We start from the raw sequence: 21606 nt of genomic DNA, 5'->3' as shown, positions 1-21606 counted from the left end.
TACCATTGAACGTATTTGGTCCAGGCCTAAGCATCGCTCATTATGGGACGATTGTAGTAAATCCCAATTGCCAGATAGGTTCATTTTGTCGGATTCATGCTAATACAAATTTAGGGGTAAGTGCTGGGTATAAGGAAGCTCCACGTTTAGGGAATCGTTGTTATATTGGGCCTGGAGCAATTCTTTTTGGTGACATAATATTGCCAGCGATACAACTATAGGAGCGAATGCGACAGTGAATTGCAGTTGTGACAAGGAACATGTTGTTTTGGCCAGTACTCTGGCAAAAATAGTTAAAGACTATATGCCGAACTGGTTAGAATTTAATCAAGTGAAATTATAGAATCATTGTATGAATTCGATCAGAAATTTATATGCTCGTTATAAAGTAATATTTGACAACATCCTATTTGTTTCACTAATCCAGCTTTTCGGCTTACTCGCTCCGTTGATTACCTATCCTTATCTAGTGGATGTGTTGGGGATGGAATTATACGGATTAGTGATAACGGCGCAGATTTTGGTTGGGTATATGGTATTGGTAATTGATTTTGGATCAAATAGTGTATGCGCCAAAAATGTATCTATCCATAGGGAAGATAAGCAGAAACTATCGGAAATAGTTAGTTCTGTCTTACTTATTCGTTTGAAACTTTGGCTAATTTGTTTGTTTGCGTATGTTTTGCTTGTTTTCATAATACCTACCTATAATGAATATAAGACCTTGTTCTTATTTTCTTATCTACTTACGTTGAATGAGTTGATTTTTCCTCAGTTCTATTTCCAGGGTATAGAAAAGATGAAAGTCGTGGCATTTTTGAATATATTAGTAAAGCTAGTTTTTATTTCTCTGGTTTTTTTCCTTGTGAAAGAGAAAGGTGATTATTTATTGGTACCTGTGCTCTATGGAATTGGTTATTTGATAGCAAGCATCATATCGTTATTATTGATATTCATGAAGGATAAGATCCGTTTCATGATAACAGACTATCGTACGCAATATAATTACCTGAAAGAGTGTTCTCCCATATTGGCTACAGATATGGTTTGTACAGTAAAGGACAAATTGAACCAAGTATTGGTGGGATTGTTCGTTAGTATGGGGGATGTTGTAATCTATGATTTGGCATTGAAATTGATGGGTATAATGCAAAAGCCTTCAAATATTATAACGACTGTATTACTACCTCGATTCTCAAAAAATAAAAATGTGAGGACTTTAAAGTATGTTATGGCTTTTGTCTTCTTTTTGAGTTTATTTTTGGTTCTGATTGTGAATCTGTTTCTTCCGTGGATTGTGAAACTTTTTCTCCATAGTGAGATTGATTTATTACCATTAAGAATGTTCTCTATTGTGCCGATATTTCTAAGTGTAAGTATTGTTATTGGTAATAATTTTTTTATTGGATTTGGATATAATAAGTATGTTCTTTATTCTATTATCATAACTTCTACGTTTTATCTTTTTGCTTTATTTGTTGTTTGGATATTGGGATACATTCATAGTTTATATAGTTTTGTTTTTATTGCTATTATTTCATATTTAATAGAATTGTTGTATCGTTTGTTCGTTTTTTACAGAAAGACAATCTATTAAATGATATATATTAGATTGAAGATTGCCATATTTCATATTAATTGTTTAATGTTAAAATTAGAATATATAATGAAGTGTAATAATATTATTAGATCTTTAGTGGAAGGAATATTGCCGGATAGGCTTTGGTTGTCATTACGTTATTATATGACGTTTGATAAGTTTCTGAACTGGCATAATCCGAAAAGCCTGACAGAAAAGATGCAATGGCTAAAAATTTATGATAGAAGGCCAGAATATACCATTATGGTAGATAAGGTGAAAGCTAAAAAATGGGTTTCTGAGCGTATAGGTGATAAATACATAATTCCAATTTTAGGTGTGTGGGAAAAGGCTGAAGATGTTGATTTTGACCTTTTACCTGACCGTTTTGTGATAAAATGTAATCACAATAGCGGTACAGGTATGTATATTTGTAAGGATAAGTCTAAAATGGATAAAGATTTCGTTATTCAAGAGTTAAAGAAAGGTTTGAGAGAAAATTATTATAAGAAATGGAGAGAGTGGCCCTATAAGAATGTTCCTCGTAGAATCTTTGCGGAGAAATATATGGAAGATAGTATCTCTAATTCAGCTGATGGATTATCTGAGAATGTTTTGACTGATTATAAATTTTTTTGTTTTAATGGTGAGCCATTTATGATGTATAAGTCTAAAGATTATTCTGAACATACTTATACTGATTTTTTTGACATGAACTACCAGCGTTTACCTATACGTATGAAAGATCCTAACAGTAATGAACCTGCTGTAAAGCCAATTGAGTTTGAAGAGATGAAATTTTTAGCGCGTAAACTTAGTCAAGGAGTACCTTTTTTACGGGTTGATTTTTATATAATCGATCATCAGGTCTATTTTGGAGAGTTGACGTTTTTTCATAATGCAGGTTTTGGCCCTATCAATCCTCCAGAATGGAATTTAAAGTTGGGAGAGATGTTGAATTTAGAGAATTTGAAAGGTAAACACTCAAAAAACACTTATAGTAAAGTGTTCTAGATTTGTTACTAGTTTAATATGATTACTACATTTCTTAATTTCAATTCAAAAAATGGATTAGATTCTAATATAGCTCAATTATGGTACAGTTATAAAGTGTTTGTTTAAATGTATCAACAATGTGTAGATATTTATTTTGTTTAAAAAAAGATGAGTTTGTTTCAAAGTTTTGTATTTTATCATGTAATCTTTGCTTCAATATTGTGGCTTCTATGGCTGGGCTCCCGAAATAGAACACTTGCTAATTTAGGGGTATTGATTTTGATCTTGGTATCAATCTTCCGTTTTGATATAGGAAATGACTATGAGAACTATATGTTGATAATTGAAGATTCAAAAAGGTTGTTCCAATCATGTGATAGTATGTGGAATACCTTATTTGTAAATAGTACATATTTTGGTATAGAGCCTATCTTCGAACTACTTATTTGGATCTTTCATGTTTTGGATAATACCTATTTGTATGTCATAGGTCTATATTCATTGCTTTTTATATTAATTATATATAAAGTGTTGGAAGAAAATGGTGAACTGTTTTGGGGAATGTTTATTGTTTTTGCTTTACCTATTTTATTTACATCTTATGATCAAATTAGACAGGCGGTATCAATAGCTATATTCATCTATGCAATAAAATATATAGAAAAGGGTGATTTTAAGCACTATTGTTATTGTATGCTACTTGCTTCTTTGTTTCATTTCAGTGCATTGTTGATAACACCAATATATATAATACGTAAAATAAAACCTAGAATTAAGTTTTATTGTCTTGTTGTGCTTATTATGTATATAGGTCTTTTGTTTGATTTTTGGTCTCAGTTTAGGCTTCTTCTGTTTAATAGTATTGGGTTATATTCGCATTATGCTGAATCAGATAGACAATTAGGAGCTATGGAATACAGCTCTGGTCTTGGAATCCTTTTTTTGATGCTTTTTTATTCGTTTTTAATGGTGAAAATGGCTCATCGTAAACCTGTTTATTCAAATCTGTTATTTTGTGGATTGGTTTTATTGTTGTTTTCTACTGGAAATTTGAATATAGATCGTATGTCTAATTATTTCTGCTGGGTGTCAGTGCTTGCATTTCCTGCTTTTATTAAATATGAAAGAAGAAGGTTAATCATCCTATGTTCTGTCTTATTGTTAATGGTATATTTTGAAAGAAATTTAGTAGGAGGTGTGAGGGGATGCATTCCTTATGATTCTGTATTTAGCGAAAATTTTGAGAATAAAAGGTTACGTATTAGGTGGTATAATTTTGATTAATATAACGTATAAGGTGTGAATAAGAACGTAATATATACTTGTTTAACAGGAAACTATGATGGTTTAAAACAACCAAAGTATATCTATGATGGATATGATTATATTTGTTTTTCAAATGAGTTTTCTGAATCTCATATTGGAATATGGGAAATCCGTAAGATACCTTTTGAGACAAATGATAAATTGAGACTGTCTAGGTTTGTGAAGATAAATCCTCATTTAGCTTTACCAGAATATGAATATAGTCTGTGGATGGACTCAAATTTACAGATTGTAGGTGATGAACTAAAAGATAAATTGGACGAACTAATCCAAAAAGATACATTTATGGCTTTTGTGCCTCATCCTATATATAATTGTATTTATGCGGATGCTTTTAAATGTATATGGGATGGTCGTGATTCTTACTCAATGATAAAAAAGCAGGTAAAATATTTGAAAAGTCAAGGTTATCCTTTTGGCAATGGACTGTATGAGAATAATTTGATTTTTAGGAAGCACAATCATTGCTCATCGGTTACTGTTTCGGAAGCTTGGTGGAAAATGTATATGACATACTCGAAAAGGGATCAATTGAGCCTTTGCTATGTACTTTGGGCTAATCATATCAATAGTGTCGAATTATTGCTTCCTCATGGAGTAAGTACTCATAACTATGAGGCTATAAAAAGGGTGAAACATAATCCTAATTCGTTATGGAAACGAATTCAAGGAGCAGTAAAAAGAACTTACTATAGGTTTTTGCTTTGTTTGTTTGGATTGTAGCTTAATTCTTGGCAAAAAAGTGCTACGTTTCCATGGAACTGAAAGTCTATATTGTATTCTAAATTTATAATTGTGCGTTTTCTTGGAATATAGAGTTCGAAAAAATCGTACCATATTCCTATTCTTTCAATGAACAAAATAGTAGTTCTTCTCTCTACCTATAATGGGGAGCGTTTTTTTGTGCCCAGCTGGATAGCTTGTTGGCCCAAGAGGGTATGAAACTGAAAGTGTTAGGAGAGATGATAGGGCTTCAATGGTACATCGGATTTATTGATCGCTTATAAAGAACGGTATCCGATGATCTTTGAAGTATTTGAGGGGGAAAACGTTAGTTTTGCCATGAGTGATTACTACAGAAGGCAATTGAGCGATACAATGATGCTGATTATTTTGTCTTTTGCGATCAAGATGATGTTTGGATGCCGGATAAATTGAAGGTGGTAGCGGTAGTTGATCAGCTAAAAGATGAGGATCATTTTATTCCGTTGATTTGCTACTCTAATACCATATTGGTAGATGTGAATTTAGGTGTTATTAGGGAGGCATGGGATTAAGGGAGGGTCGCACTGACTAAGGAGTGGGCATTGATACAAAGTTTCGCTACTGAATGTACGATGTTGTTCAATAGGATGGCGGCTGAAACATACGTGACTACTTGTCTGAAGTGATTAAGGTGCATGACTTCTTGATGTACCAAATTGTGCATGTTTTTATGCAAGGTGATTTAGGATGATAAATCTCATATCTTATATTGTTAATATGTTGATAATCAAATGGAAAATGGCGTTTTATGAGAAGGATGCGTAAATGTATGGAAGGAAATTATAAAGAACATGTATTGGGACTTCAAAATCGACGTTTCTTGTTGGCTTATGAGAATTTGCTTTCCGTGGAGGATGTGTGGCTTATCTCTAGTTTTGTCTTCTATCAAAAGAGTTGGTTAACCAGGTTACTCTTGTTGTTTGATGGAAAGATTAAATATAACAGCTTAGAGTCCAATTATTATCTTGAAAAAATTGTCAAGGGGGAGATAGGCTTTCCTCGATTTTCTTATCAGGCGCTTATGCCGTTTACTGTGTGTGAAGGTTTATGAGGGAATCTGTGGCAATAGTAGTTGTCTTGTATAAAGCAGAGTTGAGTTTATTCCATAAGGATCTATTAAAGAATGGAAATATCACTCTAATAGTCGTGGATAACACACCCGGTAGAGATTTGGATTTAAGGGCGGATAGGCTGGTGTATATCCCTTTGGGGGATAATCTGGGTATTGCGACGGCACAAAATGAAGGGATCGGGCAAGCTCGTGAATCGGGATGTGACTATGTGATTTTCTTCGATCAAGATAGTGTGATCCCTGAGGGGTATGCTAACAGGATGGTTGAGGAATATAAGCGTATTAATGGATTAGTGCCTAATCTGTTTTTGTTGGGCCCGACAGTAACAAATGGCCGTACTAAAGAAGTGTATAAATCGACAATCCATCGGGATGTATGGGCGGCAGAGGATTTTATATTGAGGCGAGAGATTATCAGTTCGGGCAGTTGTGTCGCCCTGCGGAAAATAGAGGAGGTGGGACTAAATGATGATTACTTATTTATTGATTATGTGGATTTTGAATTGTGTTGGAGGGCTAATAACAAAGGTTTTGTGAATGGTTTAACCACAAATATTAAACTTATTCATTATGTAGGGCAACAAGAGTACCGGATATTTAACCAGCTTGTCATCATTTCAGCCCCGATACGATATTATTATCAAGTACGAAATTATTTATGGTTAATTAGACGTTGTTACGTCCCAATGCAATGGAAGATTAATCGTGCGATTAAGTTAATTGTATTTCCAATTTCTTTTCCTTTCAAGGTTAGGTGTTGGCGAGAGATTTATGTGCAAATGTTTAGAGGTGTAAAAGATGGATTATTAGATAAAAGATATGGTAAAAGTAGGAGTGGTAATGGTGTTATATAACCCTGATTTTGAGGTGACAAAGAAAGCTCTGTCATCATTGGCTAGTCAGGTAGACCAAATATGCGTAGTGGATAATTCTCCTTCTGACCACTCGGAGGTGCTGGGCGGTTATGAGTCGGTAGAGTATAAACCATTGCTGAAGAATGTAGGTATTGCTGCTGCACAGAATATAGGCATTCGTCATTTTATAGATTTAGGTTATGATTTCGTACTTTTTTCGGATCAAGATTCGATTGCATCAGAGAAAGTGGTGAGCAAGTTACTTGAAAATTATCAAGCGCTTCAAAAGAAGGGAATAAAGGTTGGAGCGGTAGGAACCCGGGCGATTAATCGGCAGAGTGGAATGCCGTATGGGGATAAGTCAAAAATGATAGCGAGGTTTTCTAAAGAAACCTTTGTTAATTCATCCGATATCACCGAATATTATTCGGTGATATCCTCGATATCATTGATCTCGAGGATATCATTGCTTGATGTAGGAGGGTTTGATGAGTCTTTGTTTATTGATGGCGTAGACCATGAATGGTGTTGGCGGGCATGGCATAAATCGCAATGGCGATCTTTTGTCGTTGAAGACGCTAAGATTAACCATCAATTAGGGGAAGGTGATAAAAAAGTGGCTTCAAGATCGATAGCCATTGCTTCTCCGTTTAGGATGTATTATCAGTTTAGAAATTATTTGTGGCTTTGCCGAAGAGACTATGTCCCCGGATATTGGAAAAAGAAGAATGGCGTAAAATATTTAGTGAAATTATTTTATTTCCCGATTTGTATCGCACCAAGGGCAATGTATTTAAAACATATTATACATGGGGTTATAAGAGGATTGAACCCGGTTAAATCTAATTGGCCTATATTCTTAATATTAAGCAGTTTGACTAAGAATTTAATGGGGGGGTAAATGTCTGATAATAAGAAATATACAGGCGGTTAGTCCTGTTGTTTCATCTTATCCATTGGTTGCATGATGGGTAAGATCTCTGTTTGTATAGCTACCTATAATGGGGCAAAGTATATTAAGGAGCAGCTGGAATCTATATTGTGCCAGCTATCGGAAGATGATGAGGTGATTGTGTCGGATGATAGTTCTACTGATGAAACTTTACAACGAATAGCAGAACTTGATGATAGCAGAATTCAGATTTATATATTTGATAGAGATAAAAGTGGTCTGTCGCTGATTAATCTAGTAACAACAAATTTTGAGAATGCTTTAAAGAAGGCTACTGGAGAGATTATCTTTTTAGCGGATCAAGATGATGTATGGTGTGAGAATAAGGTTAAGATAATGTCATTGATACTAAAAGAATATGATTATGTGGTAAGTGATTGCTATTTGACAGATTCAAATCTTATTGTTAAAAGTAATACCCGTTTTGATGGAAGCGTTACATTGAGCCGTTGGAAGGCACTTTATAAACCCACTCCTTGGCAGGGTTGTTGTGCGGCTTTTAGGCGGAGCGTTTTGGAAAAGTCTTTGCCTTTTCCTAAAGGAATACAATCTCATGACCGTTGGATAGGTTATGTCGCTTCCTTCTTTTTTACTTATAAAATTCTTGAAGATCCTCTTATATTTTATAGGAGACATGATACGAACGCTTCTACATCAACAGGTAAATCTAGAAATGGTATAGTCTATAAAATAAGAACCCGGTTGAAATATATTTATGAACTTATAAAATTGAAATTTCGGTAATATGGCGAACTTTTCTACAAAGGAACGATTAATAGCATCGTTTCTTTCTGCTACACCAGGATTGAAAAGATTGGTTAAGCAGATATATATAACTATTAATGCAGTTATTTATCATAAAGACTACAATGCAAAGATTCTGGATTCAAGAGTGAATGAAATAGTTTCTTTTTATTCTGACTCGGAAAGTTTTGGCGGTTATTATGATAAGACTTCCATTAATAATAAAGGGATGGTGTTAGTGAATATTCCGACACAATCAACCGCTGTTAAGCCCAATCCTAGATTTCCCGTAGGAATAAGGGTTGTTGATTTGAGGACGAGGCAAGAGGTGAATTTAATAGATAGTGAAACTTATACATGGCAGCAAGGAGTACGATCTCAATGGATTGATGATGATGTCGTTGTTTTCAATGTCTTGAAGGATAATAAGTATAAGGCATTGGCATATTCATTAGATGAACGGATTGTAGTAAAAGAGTTTGAGTTTCCTGTGCAGGATGCTTATCTCAAAGATTATTTCTTGTCAATAAATTATAGTAGAATAATGGCGTTACGTCCGGATTATGGATATCGTAGTCTTGCTATTCCTTCTAGGACGGAATTAGAGTGTTTGGATAATGATGGTATTTGGTATGTCTCATATAATGATGGCGAGAGTAAATTACTTTATACTTTGCAAGAGATCATATCCGTCGAACCTAAAGATACTTTTGATGTAAGTCTTCATAAAGTGAATCATTTAATGATAAAACCTGATGGAAAAGGATTTATTTTCATACATCGATGGTATAGAGGAAAACGTAGGTTTGACCGTTTGATGTATTCGGATTTCAAGAGAATGAAAGTTCTGGCTGATGACGAAATAGTCAGTCACATGTGTTGGGTAGATGATAATACTGTGTTTGGTTATCTTCGTTATGAGGGTAAGGATGGTTTCTATTTTATAGATATAAATACTGGAAAGTTTACTTTGTGTGACAAGATGACGGAATTGGCTACAGGTGATGGGCACCCGACAGTATATGGAGAGTGGATCGCATTTGATACTTATCCGGATAAAAGCAGGATGCAGCATCTTTATCTTTATCATATAAAAACGTGTGAGTTGTTTCCTTTATTAGAACTATATCATGGACTGAAATATACAGGGGAGTGTCGTTGTGATTTGCATCCTCGTTTTTCTAAAGATGGACGATATGTTTTTTTTGATACGGTTTATTTGGGTAAGCGGACTCTTTGTTATATAGATATATCACGGATTGTAGTATGAGTATTTCAGTATTAATGTCTGTTTATAAATCAGAGAAAGCAGACTACTTGGCTCGAGCCTTGCGGAGTGTTTGGACGGATCAAACCTTGAAACCGGATGAGATTGTTTTGGTTGAAGATGGACCATTGGGTGATGAATTGATACGTGTCATTATTGATTGGAAGTCTTTGTTGAGGGAACGCTTGGTTTTATTGAGGAATGATTGTAATTTGGGATTAACTAAATCTTTGAACAAGGGGCTGAGTGTGGTAAAATCAGATTTTATCGCTCGTATGGATAGCGATGATATATCGCATCCATTGCGATTTGAGAGGCAGGTGAGGTATCTGAAAGAACATCCGGAGGTATCGGTGCTTGGAGGTGCTTTGCAAGAGTTTGATGCGGAGCATGAGGATTTGGGTATACGTCATTATCCTCTGACAAATAAAGATGTAAAAAGTTCTATTTGTAAAGCATCACCATTGGCTCATCCGACTGTGATGATGCGTCGTTTTATATTTGACAATGGATTAAGGTATGATGAGCGTTATCGAACGAGCCAAGATCTCGCTTTGTGGTATGATGTACTCTGTAAGGGATATCAGATCGGAAATATCAAGGATGTAACGATTTATTTTCGCCGAGAAGGAGATGTCTTTAAGCGAAGAAATAAAAGAAAAAATACTTTCAATGAGTTTAAGATTTATGTCAATGGGATCTCTCGTTTGTATGGACGTTTCTCTTGGCGTTATATTTATCCGATAGCTCGTTTGATGTTTAGGTTGCTTCCTGTCTCGGTAGTGAGAAAGATCTATGGAAGTAATATTCGTAAAAGGATCTTAGAATAATTTCTTACACAAATCTTTTTTCAACATACATATTTATGAAGGTTTTATTGACCGGCTCCGCCGGTTTTATCGCCTCGTTTGTCGCACGGCGTTTACTGGAGCGGGGAGACGAGGTTGTGGGCTTGGATAATATCAATGGATATTATGATACGGCCTTGAAGTATGGTCGCTTGAAGGAGGCGGGCATACGGGAAGAGGAGGTGGATTGGTATAAATTGACTCCGAGCCATACGTATGAGAGATACCGTTTTATCCGGATGAATCTGGAGGATCGGCAGGCGATGCGGATGCTTTTCGCCAATGAGGGGTTTGATGCGGTAGTGAATCTGGCTGCCCAAGCGGGCGTACGTTATTCGATCACGAATCCATATGCGTACGTGGAATCGAACTTGAATGGTTTTATCAATGTGCTGGAGGGATGTAGGTATCATCAGGTGAGTCATTTGGTGTATGCCAGCTCTAGCAGCGTGTATGGTCTGAATGCGGATGTGCCTTTCTCGGAGAAAACGAGTATCGCTCATCCCGTGAGTTTGTATGCCGCATCCAAGAAGTCTAACGAGTTGATGGCGCATGCGTATAGCCAATTGTATGGGGTTCCTGCCACGGGTTTACGCTTCTTTACGGTGTATGGACCCTGGGGGAGGCCGGATATGTCTCCTTTCTTGTTTACTGACGCTATTCTGCACGATCGTCCGATTCAGGTGTTCAATAACGGGGATATGTTACGTGACTTTACGTATATTGATGATATCGTGGAGGGAGTGATACGGGTCTTAGATCGCCCGGCTACACCGAATCCGGATTGGGACCCGGAGCATCCGGATCCTAGCTCCTCCTCCGCACCCTATCGTATTTATAATATAGGCAATTCACAGCCTGTCAGGTTGATGGATTTTATACAAGCTATAGAGAGCGCTTGCGGGAAAGAGGCGATGAAGGATTTTCTTCCGATGCAACCGGGGGACGTGTATCAGACGAACGCCGATACTACATTGCTTCAACAGGCAGTGGGTTTTAAGCCTTCAATGGATATTCAAGAGGGTGTTAATCGAACCGTGGCGTGGTTCAAATCATATTATAATCTATAAAAATAAATTCTACGGTATGAAAATAGCGATTGTCGGGACAGGATATGTCGGTTTGGTAACGGGTACCTGTTTTTCGGAGATGGGTGTGGACGTTACGTGTGTGGATGTGATGGCCGAGAAGATCGAGAACTTGAAGAAGGGTGTCATCCCGATTTACGAGCCGGGCTTGGAGGATATGGTCCATAAGAATTATAATGCCGGACGTTTGAAGTTCACGACGGATCTCTCCTCCGTTCTGGATGACGTGGAGGTGGTGTTCAGTGCGGTAGGTACGCCTCCGGACGAGGATGGTAGTGCGGATCTGCGTTATGTGCTGGAGGTTGCCCGTACGGTAGGGCAGCATATCAATAAATATACGTTAGTGGTGACTAAAAGTACGGTGCCGGTGGGTACGGCCCGGAAGGTCAAGGCCGCTATTCAAGAGGAATTGGATAAACGGGGTGTGTCTGTTGAGTTTGATGTGGCTAGTAATCCGGAGTTCTTGAAAGAGGGAAATGCGGTGGATGATTTCATGAAGCCAGATCGTGTGGTGGTCGGCGTGGAATCGGAGCGAGCACGAAAACTGATGGAGAAGTTGTATAAGCCCTTCATGATGAATAACTATCGCTTGATTTTTACGGATGTTCCTTCCGCTGAGATGATCAAATACGCTGCCAATTCCATGTTGGCTACCCGTATTAGTTTTATGAATGACATCGCTAATCTTTGTGAACTGGTGGGTGCTGACGTGAACATGGTGCGTAAGGGAATAGGTTCAGACAGCCGTATCGGGAGTAAGTTCTTGTATCCAGGCTGTGGCTATGGTGGTTCTTGCTTCCCGAAAGACGTAAAGGCGTTGATCAAGACGGCGGAAAAGAATGGCTATACGATGAATGTCTTGAGAGCGGTCGAGGAGGTGAATGAGAGGCAAAAGAACGTGTTGTTTCATAAACTTCAAAAACATATTTCAGACTTATCCGGCAAGACGGTGGCCTTGTGGGGCTTGGCTTTTAAGCCGGAGACGGATGATATGCGTGAGGCTACCTCTTTGATCTTGGTTGATTTGCTGACGAAAGCGGGTGCTACGGTCAGGGTGTATGATCCGATCGCTATGGCGGAGTGCAGACGTAGGCTGGGTGACAAGGTCGTCTATGCGAGTGATATGTATGACGCTACGGTGGATGCGGATGCCTTGTTGCTAGTTACGGAATGGAAAGAGTTCCGTATCCCTAGCTGGGCTGTACTTAAAAGACTTATGCGTAATTCCTTATTGATCGATGGTCGTAATATTTATGACGCTCATGAACTTCATGAAGCTGGTTTTATTTATGAGTGTATAGGGAAACAATAGCAGATATTTTTATGGAGTAAAGCAACAACACGTATATTGTCATTATGGATGGTAATGTCGTTTACGGAATGAGCAGATGATAAAGGAGTGGGGAAGATAGGGATTTTCCTGCTTTCTGATAAAAAATAATCACCTTGGACATTCATTTCCTTTTTGAAGGGGGGAGACGAATGGCTGGGTGATTATTTTTTTAGGTGATGACTATAATACTACCACATCATACCCATGAGCCAGAATGGAATGGCGTTGCCTACAGGGTAGTCGGTGTTGTCTCTCAAGACGTAGTCCGCTTCTTTAGGATTTTTGTTTTTTCCTCCAACTTCTAGGGTTTGTGATACATGGTCTTTTGTAATCACATAATCACCTTTCTTCTCGTCTTTCATGGCGTTTATCTCGTAACCTGCCCTAGAAAAGCAGTGGATAGTGTAGGCTTCACGTTCCGTTCCTTGGTCTGCATTCAAAACCTTATAAGCGCATGGGTCTGCGAACAACATTTTTGCGCCAGTGCTACGGGCTTTCGTGTCATTGGGGTACTTTACTATTTTCAATAGATCTACACTTTCCATCACAAAGAGTAGTTGATAGAGTTTTTCCGCTCCTATTCCCCAGTCGGAGCATAAGGAGGTGACTTGTACACGAGGTATTGAGGAGTTTGCCAGTGTGCCGATAATGGCTCGCATCACACGTAGGTTGTTTTCGGAAATGCTAGGCAGGAAGAACGGTATATCGTTATTGAGAATTTTGTCGATGATAGCCATGTAACGTGCTTCGAAATCTTTCTCTTGGTAGAAAGGACGTGTACCGTAACTACGATAATTGAGGAAATGGTTCAACAGCTCCGCATCTGGTTGTGTAGGTAGTATTGTGTCTCCCAGTTTGTACTTGGGGTATATTTGGCCAGTTTCAAGATATAGAAATTCTCTGAACGACATTAAAGGCATCTGTATCGCTACATAACGTCTGGACAAGTCGGCTTTGCCATCACGAAGTACTAACGATGAGGAATCTGAAATCCAGATGATTTTTCCTGGATAGTCATCATACAAGGCCTTCAGATGTATGCTCCAGTTTGATGCGTAGTGAATCTCGTCGATAATAACACCTTCATAACCAAGCATGAATACGCTACTAACTAAGTCATAGAGCGGTTCGCCAATAATCTTCGGATTATCAGCAGAAAAGTATAATAAGCGCCTGCCTTGTGAATGATGGAGTAGAAATGTAGATTTGCCACATCCTCTGGCACCGGTTAGCATCAGGTTTTTAGGGAGCTCATCAAACTCCGTGGTAAATGGTCGCAATCTCTGCGGAAGAGCCGCTAATCGGCGTTGCATGGCCGTTACCAGTGTTTGGAGTATATTTGTATTCATTCTATGGAAATTATATTTACGCACAAAATTACCGAATTATTTCTATGATAGAAAGAATTTATGCAAGAATATTTCTGTGCCAGAAAGAATATTGGTGTTTTTCTTTCTGTTACGGAAATATTACGGTTCTCGGATGGATATCTTTGAAAGGCCTCTTTCAAGAGGGAAATGAGTGGCTTATGGATTGAAAATAAAACCCTCCCTTTTGCTTATAAAATGTAAGCTTTGTTAACCAAACGTCCGATAAAAACATTTTTTCCGTGAAAGTGTCAATTATTTTATGTTTGTTTAAACAATATGTTAGGGATTGTCTGTATCTTTGCGGCAAAATCAAAAAGTTGATTCGACAATGGAAGTATTGAAGCACGAGTGTGGTGTTGCCATGGTCCGGTTACTGAAACCCTTGGAGTATTATCACGAGAAGTACGGTAGTTGGATGTATGGACTGAACAAGCTCTATTTGCTGATGGAAAAGCAGCATAACAGGGGGCAGGAAGGAGCGGGCTTAGCCTGCGTGAAGTTAGAGGCAAATGCCGGAGAGGAATATATGTTCCGTGAACGGGCCGTCGGGACCGGAGCTATTACCGAGATATTTGCCGCAGTTCACGAACACTACAAGGATTTAACCCCCGAGCAACTCAACGATCCGCTATTCGCCAAAGCCAACCTACCTTTCGCCGGAGAGCTTTATATGGGCCACCTCCGTTACAGTACCACCGGAAAATCCGGAATCTCTTATATCCATCCTTTTTTACGACGCAATAACTGGCGTGCAAAGAACCTTGCCGTTTGCGGAAATTTCAACCTGACAAATGTTCATGAAGTATTCGAGGAGATCACGGCGATCGGTCAGCATCCCCGGAAATATTCCGATACGTATATCATGCTGGAGCAGCTGGGACACCGGCTGGACCGGGAAGTGGAGCGCCTGTACCAAAAGTGTGAGGCGGAAGGATTGAGAGGGATGGATATCACGCATGCCATCGAGGATCAAATCGATTTGTCGAACGTGCTGAAACGCTGTACCCCGGGCTGGGATGGTGGTTTCGTGATTTGCGGTATCACCGGTAGTGGCGAGTCGTTCAGCGTGCGGGACCCGTGGGGAATCCGTCCGGCCTTCTATTATGCGGATGATGAGATTATCGTGTTGGCGTCCGAGCGTCCGGTTATACAAACCGTGATGAACGTGCAGGTAGAGGATATCCGGGAGTTGAATCGGGGAGAGGCGATACTCGTCAACAAGAAAGGCGAGTGGCATATCTCCCAGATCGTGGAGCCGAAAGAGAATAAGGCTTGTTCCTTCGAGCGTATCTACTTCTCACGGGGTAGCGACGTGGATATTTACAGGGAAAGGAAGCGTTTGGGAGATAATCTCGTGCATCCGATCTTGAAAGCGGTGGATTACGACTTGAATCATACCGTCTTCTCTTTTATCCCGAATACGGCCGAGGTCGCTTATTTCGGGATGCAGGAGGGGTTGAACAACTATTTGAATAAGCTGAAAAAAGAATGGATCGCCGATCGTAGTCACCTGCTCAGGGAAGAGGAACTGGAGCAAATCCTTTCCATGCGAGTCCGCTCGGAGAAAGTAGCTATAAAAGATATAAAATTACGTACATTTATCGCTGAGGGCAATAGCCGCAATGATCTGGCGGCGCACGTATATGATATTACTTACGGAAGTATTGAACCTTTTATCGATAATCTGGTTGTGATAGATGATAGCATCGTGCGGGGTACTACCTTACGCCAGAGTATTATCGGTATCTTGGATCGCCTGCATCCGAAGAAAATCGTGATCGTAAGTTCTTCTCCGCAGGTACGTTACCCGGATTATTACGGTATCGATATGTCCCGGATGAACGAGTTTATCGCTTTTAAGGCTGCGGTGGCCCTGTTACGTGACCGGGGGATGGAATACGTGATCTTGGACGCTTATCAGAAGGCGAAGCGACAACAAACAGCGGCGGATGGTCCGTTGGTGAATTACGTAAAGGAGATATACGCCCCGTTTACGGACGAGGAGATATCCGTTAAGATGGTGGAGTTGCTTACACCGGCCGGGACACAGGCGAAAGTAGAGATCGTCTACCAGACTTTGGAGGGCTTGCATGCCTCTTGTCCGGAGCATCCGGGTGACTGGTATTTCTCCGGCGATTACCCGACACCGGGCGGGACTCGGTTAGTGAACGAGGCTTTTATTCACTATATGGAAGAAGAATATTTAGTGAAATGACACAACATACAGATTCTATGCAGACAAACAGAACAGCAACTTTGATGTTAGACGACGGTACCGTCTTCCGTGGCTACTCTTTCGGCTATGAGAGACCGGTGGCTGGCGAGGTCGTGTTCAATACCGCTATGACCGGATATCCGGAGAGCTTGACGGACCCTTCGTACGCAGGCCAGTTGATGGTGTTGACTTATCCGCTCGTTGGTAACTACGGTGTCCCGCCTCGTACGTTCGAGCCGAACGGGATCGCTACGTTTATGGAGAGCGAGAAGATCCATGCCGAGGCGATTATCGTTAGCGATTACAGCCATGAGTATAGCCACTGGAACGCCGAGTGCAGTTTGGGCGACTGGTTGAAGGAGGAGAAGATCCCGGGCATATACGGTATCGATACGCGTGCGTTGACTAAGAAATTGCGTGAGCATGGCGTGATGATGGGACGCATCGTTATCGGCGATGCCGATAACGAAATTGGAAATGGGGAATTGAAGATCGAGGATTATGAGCATGTGAACTATGTGGATCGGGTATCGTGCAAGGAGATTATTTGTTACCTGCCCGATGGTACGAGCCAGACCTGTTCTTTATCGGAAGCCTCCGATTCCCGATTCTCGATTCTCGATTCTCAATTCCTAAAGCGCGTCGTGCTTTTGGACTGCGGCGTGAAACATAACATCATCCGTTGCCTGTTGAGGCGTAACGTGGCGGTGATCCGTGTGCCTTGGGACTACGACTTCAATCAGCTGGAATACGATGGCTTGTTTATCAGTAACGGTCCGGGCGATCCGGATACTTGCGATGCCGCCGTGCGGAATATCCGTAAGGCGCTTTCCGGGGATAAGCCGATTTGCGGTATTTGCATGGGTAACCAGTTGTTGGCGAAAGCCGGCGGTGCTTCTATCTATAAATTGAAGTACGGTCATCGTAGCCATAACCAGCCGGTACGTATGGTAGGCACGGAGAAATGCTTCATCACCTCGCAGAACCATGGTTACGCCGTGGATAACGATACGCTGGGTGAGGAGTGGGAACCGCTGTTCATCAATATGAATGACGGGACGAACGAGGGTATCAAGCATAAGACGAAGCCTTTCTTCTCCTCTCAGTTCCATCCCGAGGCTTGCAGCGGGCCGCTGGATACGGAGTTCATGTTTGATAAATTCACGGAATTGTTGTAGCCGGGGATTTACGCCCACCCTAAACGAGGGATTAGGGCAACCCTAAATGAGTGTTTAGGTCTACCCTAAACGGGTGTTTAGGCTTACCCTAAAAGAGAACATTAAAAAAGTAAAGCAATGAAAGAAGATATAAAGAAAGTCCTGATACTCGGTTCCGGAGCCTTGAAGATTGGTGAGGCGGGCGAGTTCGATTATTCAGGCAGCCAAGCCCTGAAGGCGATTAAGGAAGAGGGGATTCAAACGGTATTGATCAATCCGAATATCGCTACGGTACAGACATCGGAAGGAGTTGCGGACACGGTTTATTTCCTGCCCGTTACTCCTTTTTTTATGGAAAAGGTGATCGAGAAGGAACGTCCGGAAGGTATCTTGCTCGCTTTCGGCGGGCAGACGGCGTTGAATTGTGGCGTGGCTCTTTACCAAAGCGGCGTGCTGGAGAAGTATGGCGTGAAGGTATTGGGTACCCCGGTGCAGGCTATCATGGATACCGAGGATCGGGAGTTGTTCGTACGCAAGCTGGATGAGATCGACGTGAAGACGATCAAGAGCGAGGCCGTGGAGAACGCCGCTGACGCTCGTCGTGCGGCCGCTGAGCTGGGGTATCCGGTCATCGTCCGTGCCGCTTATGCGCTGGGGGGCTTGGGTTCCGGTTTCTGCGACAATGAGGAAGAATTGGACGTGTTGGTAGAGAAGGCTTTCTCTTTCTCTCCGCAAGTATTGGTGGAGAAAAGCTTGAAGGGCTGGAAAGAGGTAGAGTACGAGGTGGTGCGCGACCGCTTCGATAACTGCATCACGGTATGTAACATGGAGAATTTCGACCCGCTGGGAATCCATACGGGAGAGTCTATCGTGATTGCCCCCTCGCAGACCTTGAGCAATACGGATTATCATAAATTACGTGAGTTGGCGATCCGTATCATCCGCCATATCGGTATCGTGGGCGAGTGTAACGTGCAATACGCTTACGATCCGGAGAGTGAGGATTACCGGGTGATCGAGGTGAACGCCCGCTTGAGCCGTTCTTCGGCCTTGGCTTCTAAGGCAACCGGTTATCCGTTGGCTTTCGTGGCCGCTAAATTAGGCTTGGGCTACGGTTTGTTCGACTTGAAAAACTCCGTGACGAAAACGACTAGCGCTTTCTTTGAGCCGGCTCTCGATTACGTGGTATGTAAGATCCCTCGCTGGGACTTGGGTAAGTTCCACGGTGTGGCTCGTGAGTTGGGTTCCAGCATGAAGTCGGTTGGCGAGGTGATGGCGATCGGACGTACTTTCGAGGAGGCTATCCAGAAGGGCTTGCGTATGATCGGGCAGGGTATGCACGGTTTCGTGGAGAACAAGGAGTTGGTGATCGAGGATATCGATAAGGCTTTGCACGAGCCTACCGATCGCCGTATCTTCGTTATCTCGAAGGCATTCCGAGCCGGTTATACGGTAGACCAGATTCATGAGCTTACCAAGATAGACCGATGGTTCCTACAGAAACTATATGGAATCATGCAGACCTCCAAGGAGCTTCACGCTTTCGATATGAAGGGGATCCAACGTTGGCGCATCAATCCGGAGTTGATCCGCCGGGCGAAGATACAAGGTTTCTCTGATTTCCAGATCGCACGGGCGATCGGTCTTGACGGGGATGTGGAGAAGGGTATGATGTTGGTTCGTCAGTTCCGTAAGGAGCATGGCATTCTTCCGGTGGTGAAACAGATCGATACCTTGGCCGCCGAGTATCCGGCGCAGACGAATTACCTGTACCTGACGTATAGCGGTACGGAAAACGACGTGACGTATTTGGGCGATCATCGCTCGATTGTCGTGCTGGGTTCCGGCGCTTACCGCATCGGTAGCTCGGTGGAGTTCGACTGGTGTGGCGTGCAGGCCTTGAATACGATCCGTAAGGAGGGTTACCGCTCCGTGATGATCAACTACAATCCCGAGACGGTATCTACCGACTATGATATGTGCGACCGCCTTTATTTCGACGAGCTTACCTTCGAGCGTGTGATGGATATCCTTGAGCTGGAGAACCCCCACGGCGTGATCGTCTCCACCGGCGGCCAGATCCCGAATAACTTGGCGATGCGTCTGGACGAGCAGCATGTGAATATCTTGGGGACATCCGCCAAGAGCATCGATAATGCCGAGGACCGTGAGAAGTTCTCCGCCATGTTGGATCGTATCGGCGTGGATCAGCCCCGCTGGAAAGAACTTTCTTCCATGGAGGATATCAATGGCTTCGTGGCGGAGGTAGGCTTCCCCGTATTGGTTCGCCCGAGTTACGTGTTGAGTGGCGCCGCCATGAATGTCTGCTCGAATCAAGAGGAGTTGGAGCGTTTCTTGAAATTGGCCGCCAATGTCAGTAAGAAGCATCCGGTGGTGGTAAGCCAGTTCATCGAGCATGCGAAAGAGGTGGAGATGGATGCCGTGGCCGATCATGGCGAGATCGTGATGTATGCCATCAGCGAGCATATCGAGTTTGCCGGGGTACATTCCGGCGACGCTACGATTCAGTTCCCGGCCCAGAAATTATATGTGGAGACGGTTCGTCGTATCAAGCGTATCAGTAAGCAGATCGCTAAGGAGCTGAATATCTCCGGCCCGTTCAATATCCAATATCTGGCGAAGGGCAATGAGATCAAGGTGATCGAGTGTAACCTTCGTGCCAGTCGTTCCTTCCCGTTCGTGAGCAAGGTGCTGAAGATAAACTTCATCGAGTTGGCTACCCGTGTTATGCTGGGCTTGCCGGTAGAGAAACCGAATAAGAATGAGTTCGATTTGGATTACGTGGGTATCAAGGCCTCTCAATTCTCGTTCAATCGCTTGCAGAAAGCCGATCCGGTATTAGGGGTCGATATGGCTTCCACGGGCGAGGTGGGTTGTCTGGGCGACGATGTATCCGAGGCGGTGTTGACGAGTATGCTCGCTGTCGGGCAACGGGTTCCGGAGAAGAATATCCTCCTGTCCACCGGTACGCCGAAGCAGAAGGTAGCCATGCTGGATGCCGCTAAGATGCTGGCGGCGAAAGGCTACAATCTATTCGCTACGGGAGGTACACACCGTTTCTTGGCGGAGAATGGCATTACGAGTACGAAGGTGTACTGGCCGAGCGAGAAGGGAGAACCGCAGGCGCTTAAGATGCTTCATGAGAAGCAGATCGATATGGTTGTGAATATCCCTCGTGACCTTTCTGCCGGAGAGCTTGACAACGGCTATAAGATCCGCCGTGCCGCCATCGACCTGAATATCCCGCTAATCACCAACGCCCGTCTGGCCAGCGCTTTTATCCAAGCCTTCTGTACCTTGAGCGTAGATGATATCTGCATCAAGAGTTGGCAAGAATATAAATAAAAGGGGACTTGACGTAAATCAAGTGGTATTTATTTCGTAAGTTTGCGGAAACAAACAAAAACAACCATGAATATGGATACAGCGATATTTATAGCTCGCAGGATCGCGGCGCAATCGATTCTACTCAGTGAGGAAGCTGTTGAGAAACTGGCCTCTATCTTAATCCGGACAGAATTGAAAAAAGGCGCCCTGTTTTTGAGCGAAGGAGAGGTTTGTACGCAACTCGGTTATGTCTATAAGGGAATGGTTCGCCAGTTTTACTTCAAGAATAAGAAAGAGCTGACCGAGCATTTCGCCAGCGAGGACAACATCTTCATTTGCATCGAGAGCTTCTTGCGCCAACGTCCCGCTAATCTGTTGGTGGAGGCCTTGGAGAATACGGTACTGTATGGTATTCCTCATGATCCTTTATTGGCATTGTGCGCCGAGGATTACGAGATCGAGGTCATGTATCGCCGCCTGTTGGAGAATTCGCTGATCCTGTCTCAACGGAAAGCGGATTTCCTTCGTTTCGAGACCGCTAATGAACGTTATGCCCGCTTATTGAAAGAACACCCTGAGATCGTGCAGCGTGCCCCCTTGTCCCATATCGCTTCTTATTTGTTGATGACTCCCGAGACGTTGAGCCGGGTTAGGGCAAATATGCAGTTGTGATGGGCCTTTAGGTGTTAATT

The 21606-nt window shown here is 42.0% G+C and carries 18 protein-coding genes; 17 read left to right on the top strand and 1 reads right to left on the bottom strand.

Translation table 11 applies throughout. The annotated features are described in order from the left end of the window. Positions 1 to 352: 352 nt before the first annotated feature. The 13 genes from DWY79_RS09380 (at position 353) to DWY79_RS09320 (ending at position 12803) form a co-directional block, all read left to right on the top strand. Positions 353 to 1597, top strand: coding sequence for an oligosaccharide flippase family protein (locus DWY79_RS09380; protein ID WP_121962783.1), 1245 nt, complete (start codon positions 353 to 355; stop codon positions 1595 to 1597). Positions 1598 to 1645: 48 nt separating this feature from the next. Then, positions 1646 to 2593 carry an ATP-grasp fold amidoligase family protein gene (locus tag DWY79_RS09375; protein WP_121962790.1) on the top strand — a complete coding sequence of 316 codons (948 nt, stop codon included), beginning with the start codon at positions 1646 to 1648 and terminating at the stop codon, positions 2591 to 2593. 150 nt (positions 2594 to 2743) lie between these two features. Continuing rightward, the gene (locus DWY79_RS09370) at positions 2744 to 3859 is read left to right on the top strand and encodes an EpsG family protein (RefSeq protein WP_121962782.1); all 1116 of its coding nucleotides are present in this window, start codon (positions 2744 to 2746) and stop codon (positions 3857 to 3859) included. A 15-nt stretch (positions 3860 to 3874) separates the two neighbouring features. Next, positions 3875 to 4624 carry a glycosyltransferase domain-containing protein gene (locus DWY79_RS09365; protein WP_121962781.1) on the top strand — a complete coding sequence of 250 codons (750 nt, stop codon included), beginning with the start codon at positions 3875 to 3877 and terminating at the stop codon, positions 4622 to 4624. 419 nt (positions 4625 to 5043) lie between these two features. Continuing rightward, positions 5044 to 5178 carry a hypothetical protein gene (locus DWY79_RS23290; RefSeq protein ID WP_255417928.1) on the top strand — a complete coding sequence of 45 codons (135 nt, stop codon included), beginning with the start codon at positions 5044 to 5046 and terminating at the stop codon, positions 5176 to 5178. Positions 5179 to 5414: 236 nt separating this feature from the next. Beyond that, complete coding sequence (locus tag DWY79_RS09355; protein WP_130882088.1) at positions 5415 to 5717, top strand: hypothetical protein; 303 nt, start codon at positions 5415 to 5417, stop codon at positions 5715 to 5717. A gap of 8 nt (positions 5718 to 5725) precedes the next feature. Further along, the gene (locus DWY79_RS09350; RefSeq protein ID WP_227713895.1) at positions 5726 to 6592 is read left to right on the top strand and encodes a glycosyltransferase; all 867 of its coding nucleotides are present in this window, start codon (positions 5726 to 5728) and stop codon (positions 6590 to 6592) included. Beyond that, positions 6558 to 7493, top strand: a complete 936-nt coding sequence (locus tag DWY79_RS09345) for a glycosyltransferase family 2 protein (protein ID WP_229057557.1) — start codon at positions 6558 to 6560, stop codon at positions 7491 to 7493. The genes DWY79_RS09350 and DWY79_RS09345 overlap by 35 nt, the downstream gene beginning before the upstream one ends. Before the next feature lie 63 nt (positions 7494 to 7556). Beyond that, entirely contained in the window at positions 7557 to 8288 is a 732-nt protein-coding gene (locus tag DWY79_RS09340) for a glycosyltransferase (RefSeq protein WP_197730308.1), read from the top strand. A gap of 1 nt (position 8289) precedes the next feature. Next, the gene (locus tag DWY79_RS09335) at positions 8290 to 9558 is read left to right on the top strand and encodes a glycosyl transferase (protein ID WP_121962778.1); all 1269 of its coding nucleotides are present in this window, start codon (positions 8290 to 8292) and stop codon (positions 9556 to 9558) included. After that, positions 9555 to 10385: a glycosyltransferase gene (locus DWY79_RS09330; protein ID WP_122369245.1), complete on the top strand. Its 831-nt coding sequence runs from the start codon at positions 9555 to 9557 to the stop codon at positions 10383 to 10385. Before DWY79_RS09335 ends, DWY79_RS09330 begins: the two co-directional genes overlap by 4 nt. Before the next feature lie 35 nt (positions 10386 to 10420). Then, on the top strand, positions 10421 to 11473 hold the full coding sequence (locus DWY79_RS09325) for an NAD-dependent epimerase (protein WP_122369244.1): 1053 nt from the start codon (positions 10421 to 10423) through the stop codon (positions 11471 to 11473). A 16-nt stretch (positions 11474 to 11489) separates the two neighbouring features. After that, positions 11490 to 12803, top strand: a complete 1314-nt coding sequence (locus tag DWY79_RS09320) for a UDP-glucose/GDP-mannose dehydrogenase family protein (RefSeq protein WP_122369243.1) — start codon at positions 11490 to 11492, stop codon at positions 12801 to 12803. Between the two features lie 209 nt (positions 12804 to 13012). On the opposite strand, the gene DWY79_RS09315 is transcribed toward DWY79_RS09320, so the two are convergent. Further along, a complete protein-coding gene (locus DWY79_RS09315) occupies positions 13013 to 14173 on the bottom strand; it encodes an ATP-binding protein (protein WP_122369242.1) in 1161 nt (386 codons plus the stop codon). Positions 14174 to 14522: 349 nt separating this feature from the next. Between DWY79_RS09315 and DWY79_RS09310 the strand changes: the two genes are divergently transcribed. The 4 genes from DWY79_RS09310 to DWY79_RS09295 all read left to right on the top strand — a co-directional run bounded on the left by DWY79_RS09310 (position 14523) and on the right by DWY79_RS09295 (position 21586). After that, complete coding sequence (locus DWY79_RS09310; protein ID WP_005857863.1) at positions 14523 to 16409, top strand: amidophosphoribosyltransferase; 1887 nt, start codon at positions 14523 to 14525, stop codon at positions 16407 to 16409. Next, positions 16406 to 17587: a glutamine-hydrolyzing carbamoyl-phosphate synthase small subunit gene (carA, locus tag DWY79_RS09305; protein WP_122268510.1), complete on the top strand. Its 1182-nt coding sequence runs from the start codon at positions 16406 to 16408 to the stop codon at positions 17585 to 17587. Before DWY79_RS09310 ends, carA begins: the two co-directional genes overlap by 4 nt. A 117-nt stretch (positions 17588 to 17704) precedes the next feature. Then, positions 17705 to 20932, top strand: coding sequence for a carbamoyl-phosphate synthase (glutamine-hydrolyzing) large subunit (carB, locus tag DWY79_RS09300; protein WP_122369241.1), 3228 nt, complete (start codon positions 17705 to 17707; stop codon positions 20930 to 20932). 72 nt (positions 20933 to 21004) lie between these two features. Next, positions 21005 to 21586, top strand: a complete 582-nt coding sequence (locus DWY79_RS09295; RefSeq protein WP_008772471.1) for a Crp/Fnr family transcriptional regulator — start codon at positions 21005 to 21007, stop codon at positions 21584 to 21586. The last annotated feature ends 20 nt before the right edge of the window (positions 21587 to 21606 follow it).

The organism is Parabacteroides sp. AF27-14, from assembly GCF_003635425.1.
Taxonomy (GTDB): domain Bacteria; phylum Bacteroidota; class Bacteroidia; order Bacteroidales; family Tannerellaceae; genus Parabacteroides; species Parabacteroides distasonis.
The sequence above is the reverse complement of the archived record's forward strand: the minus strand, read 5'-3'. Positions and strand labels throughout refer to the sequence as shown.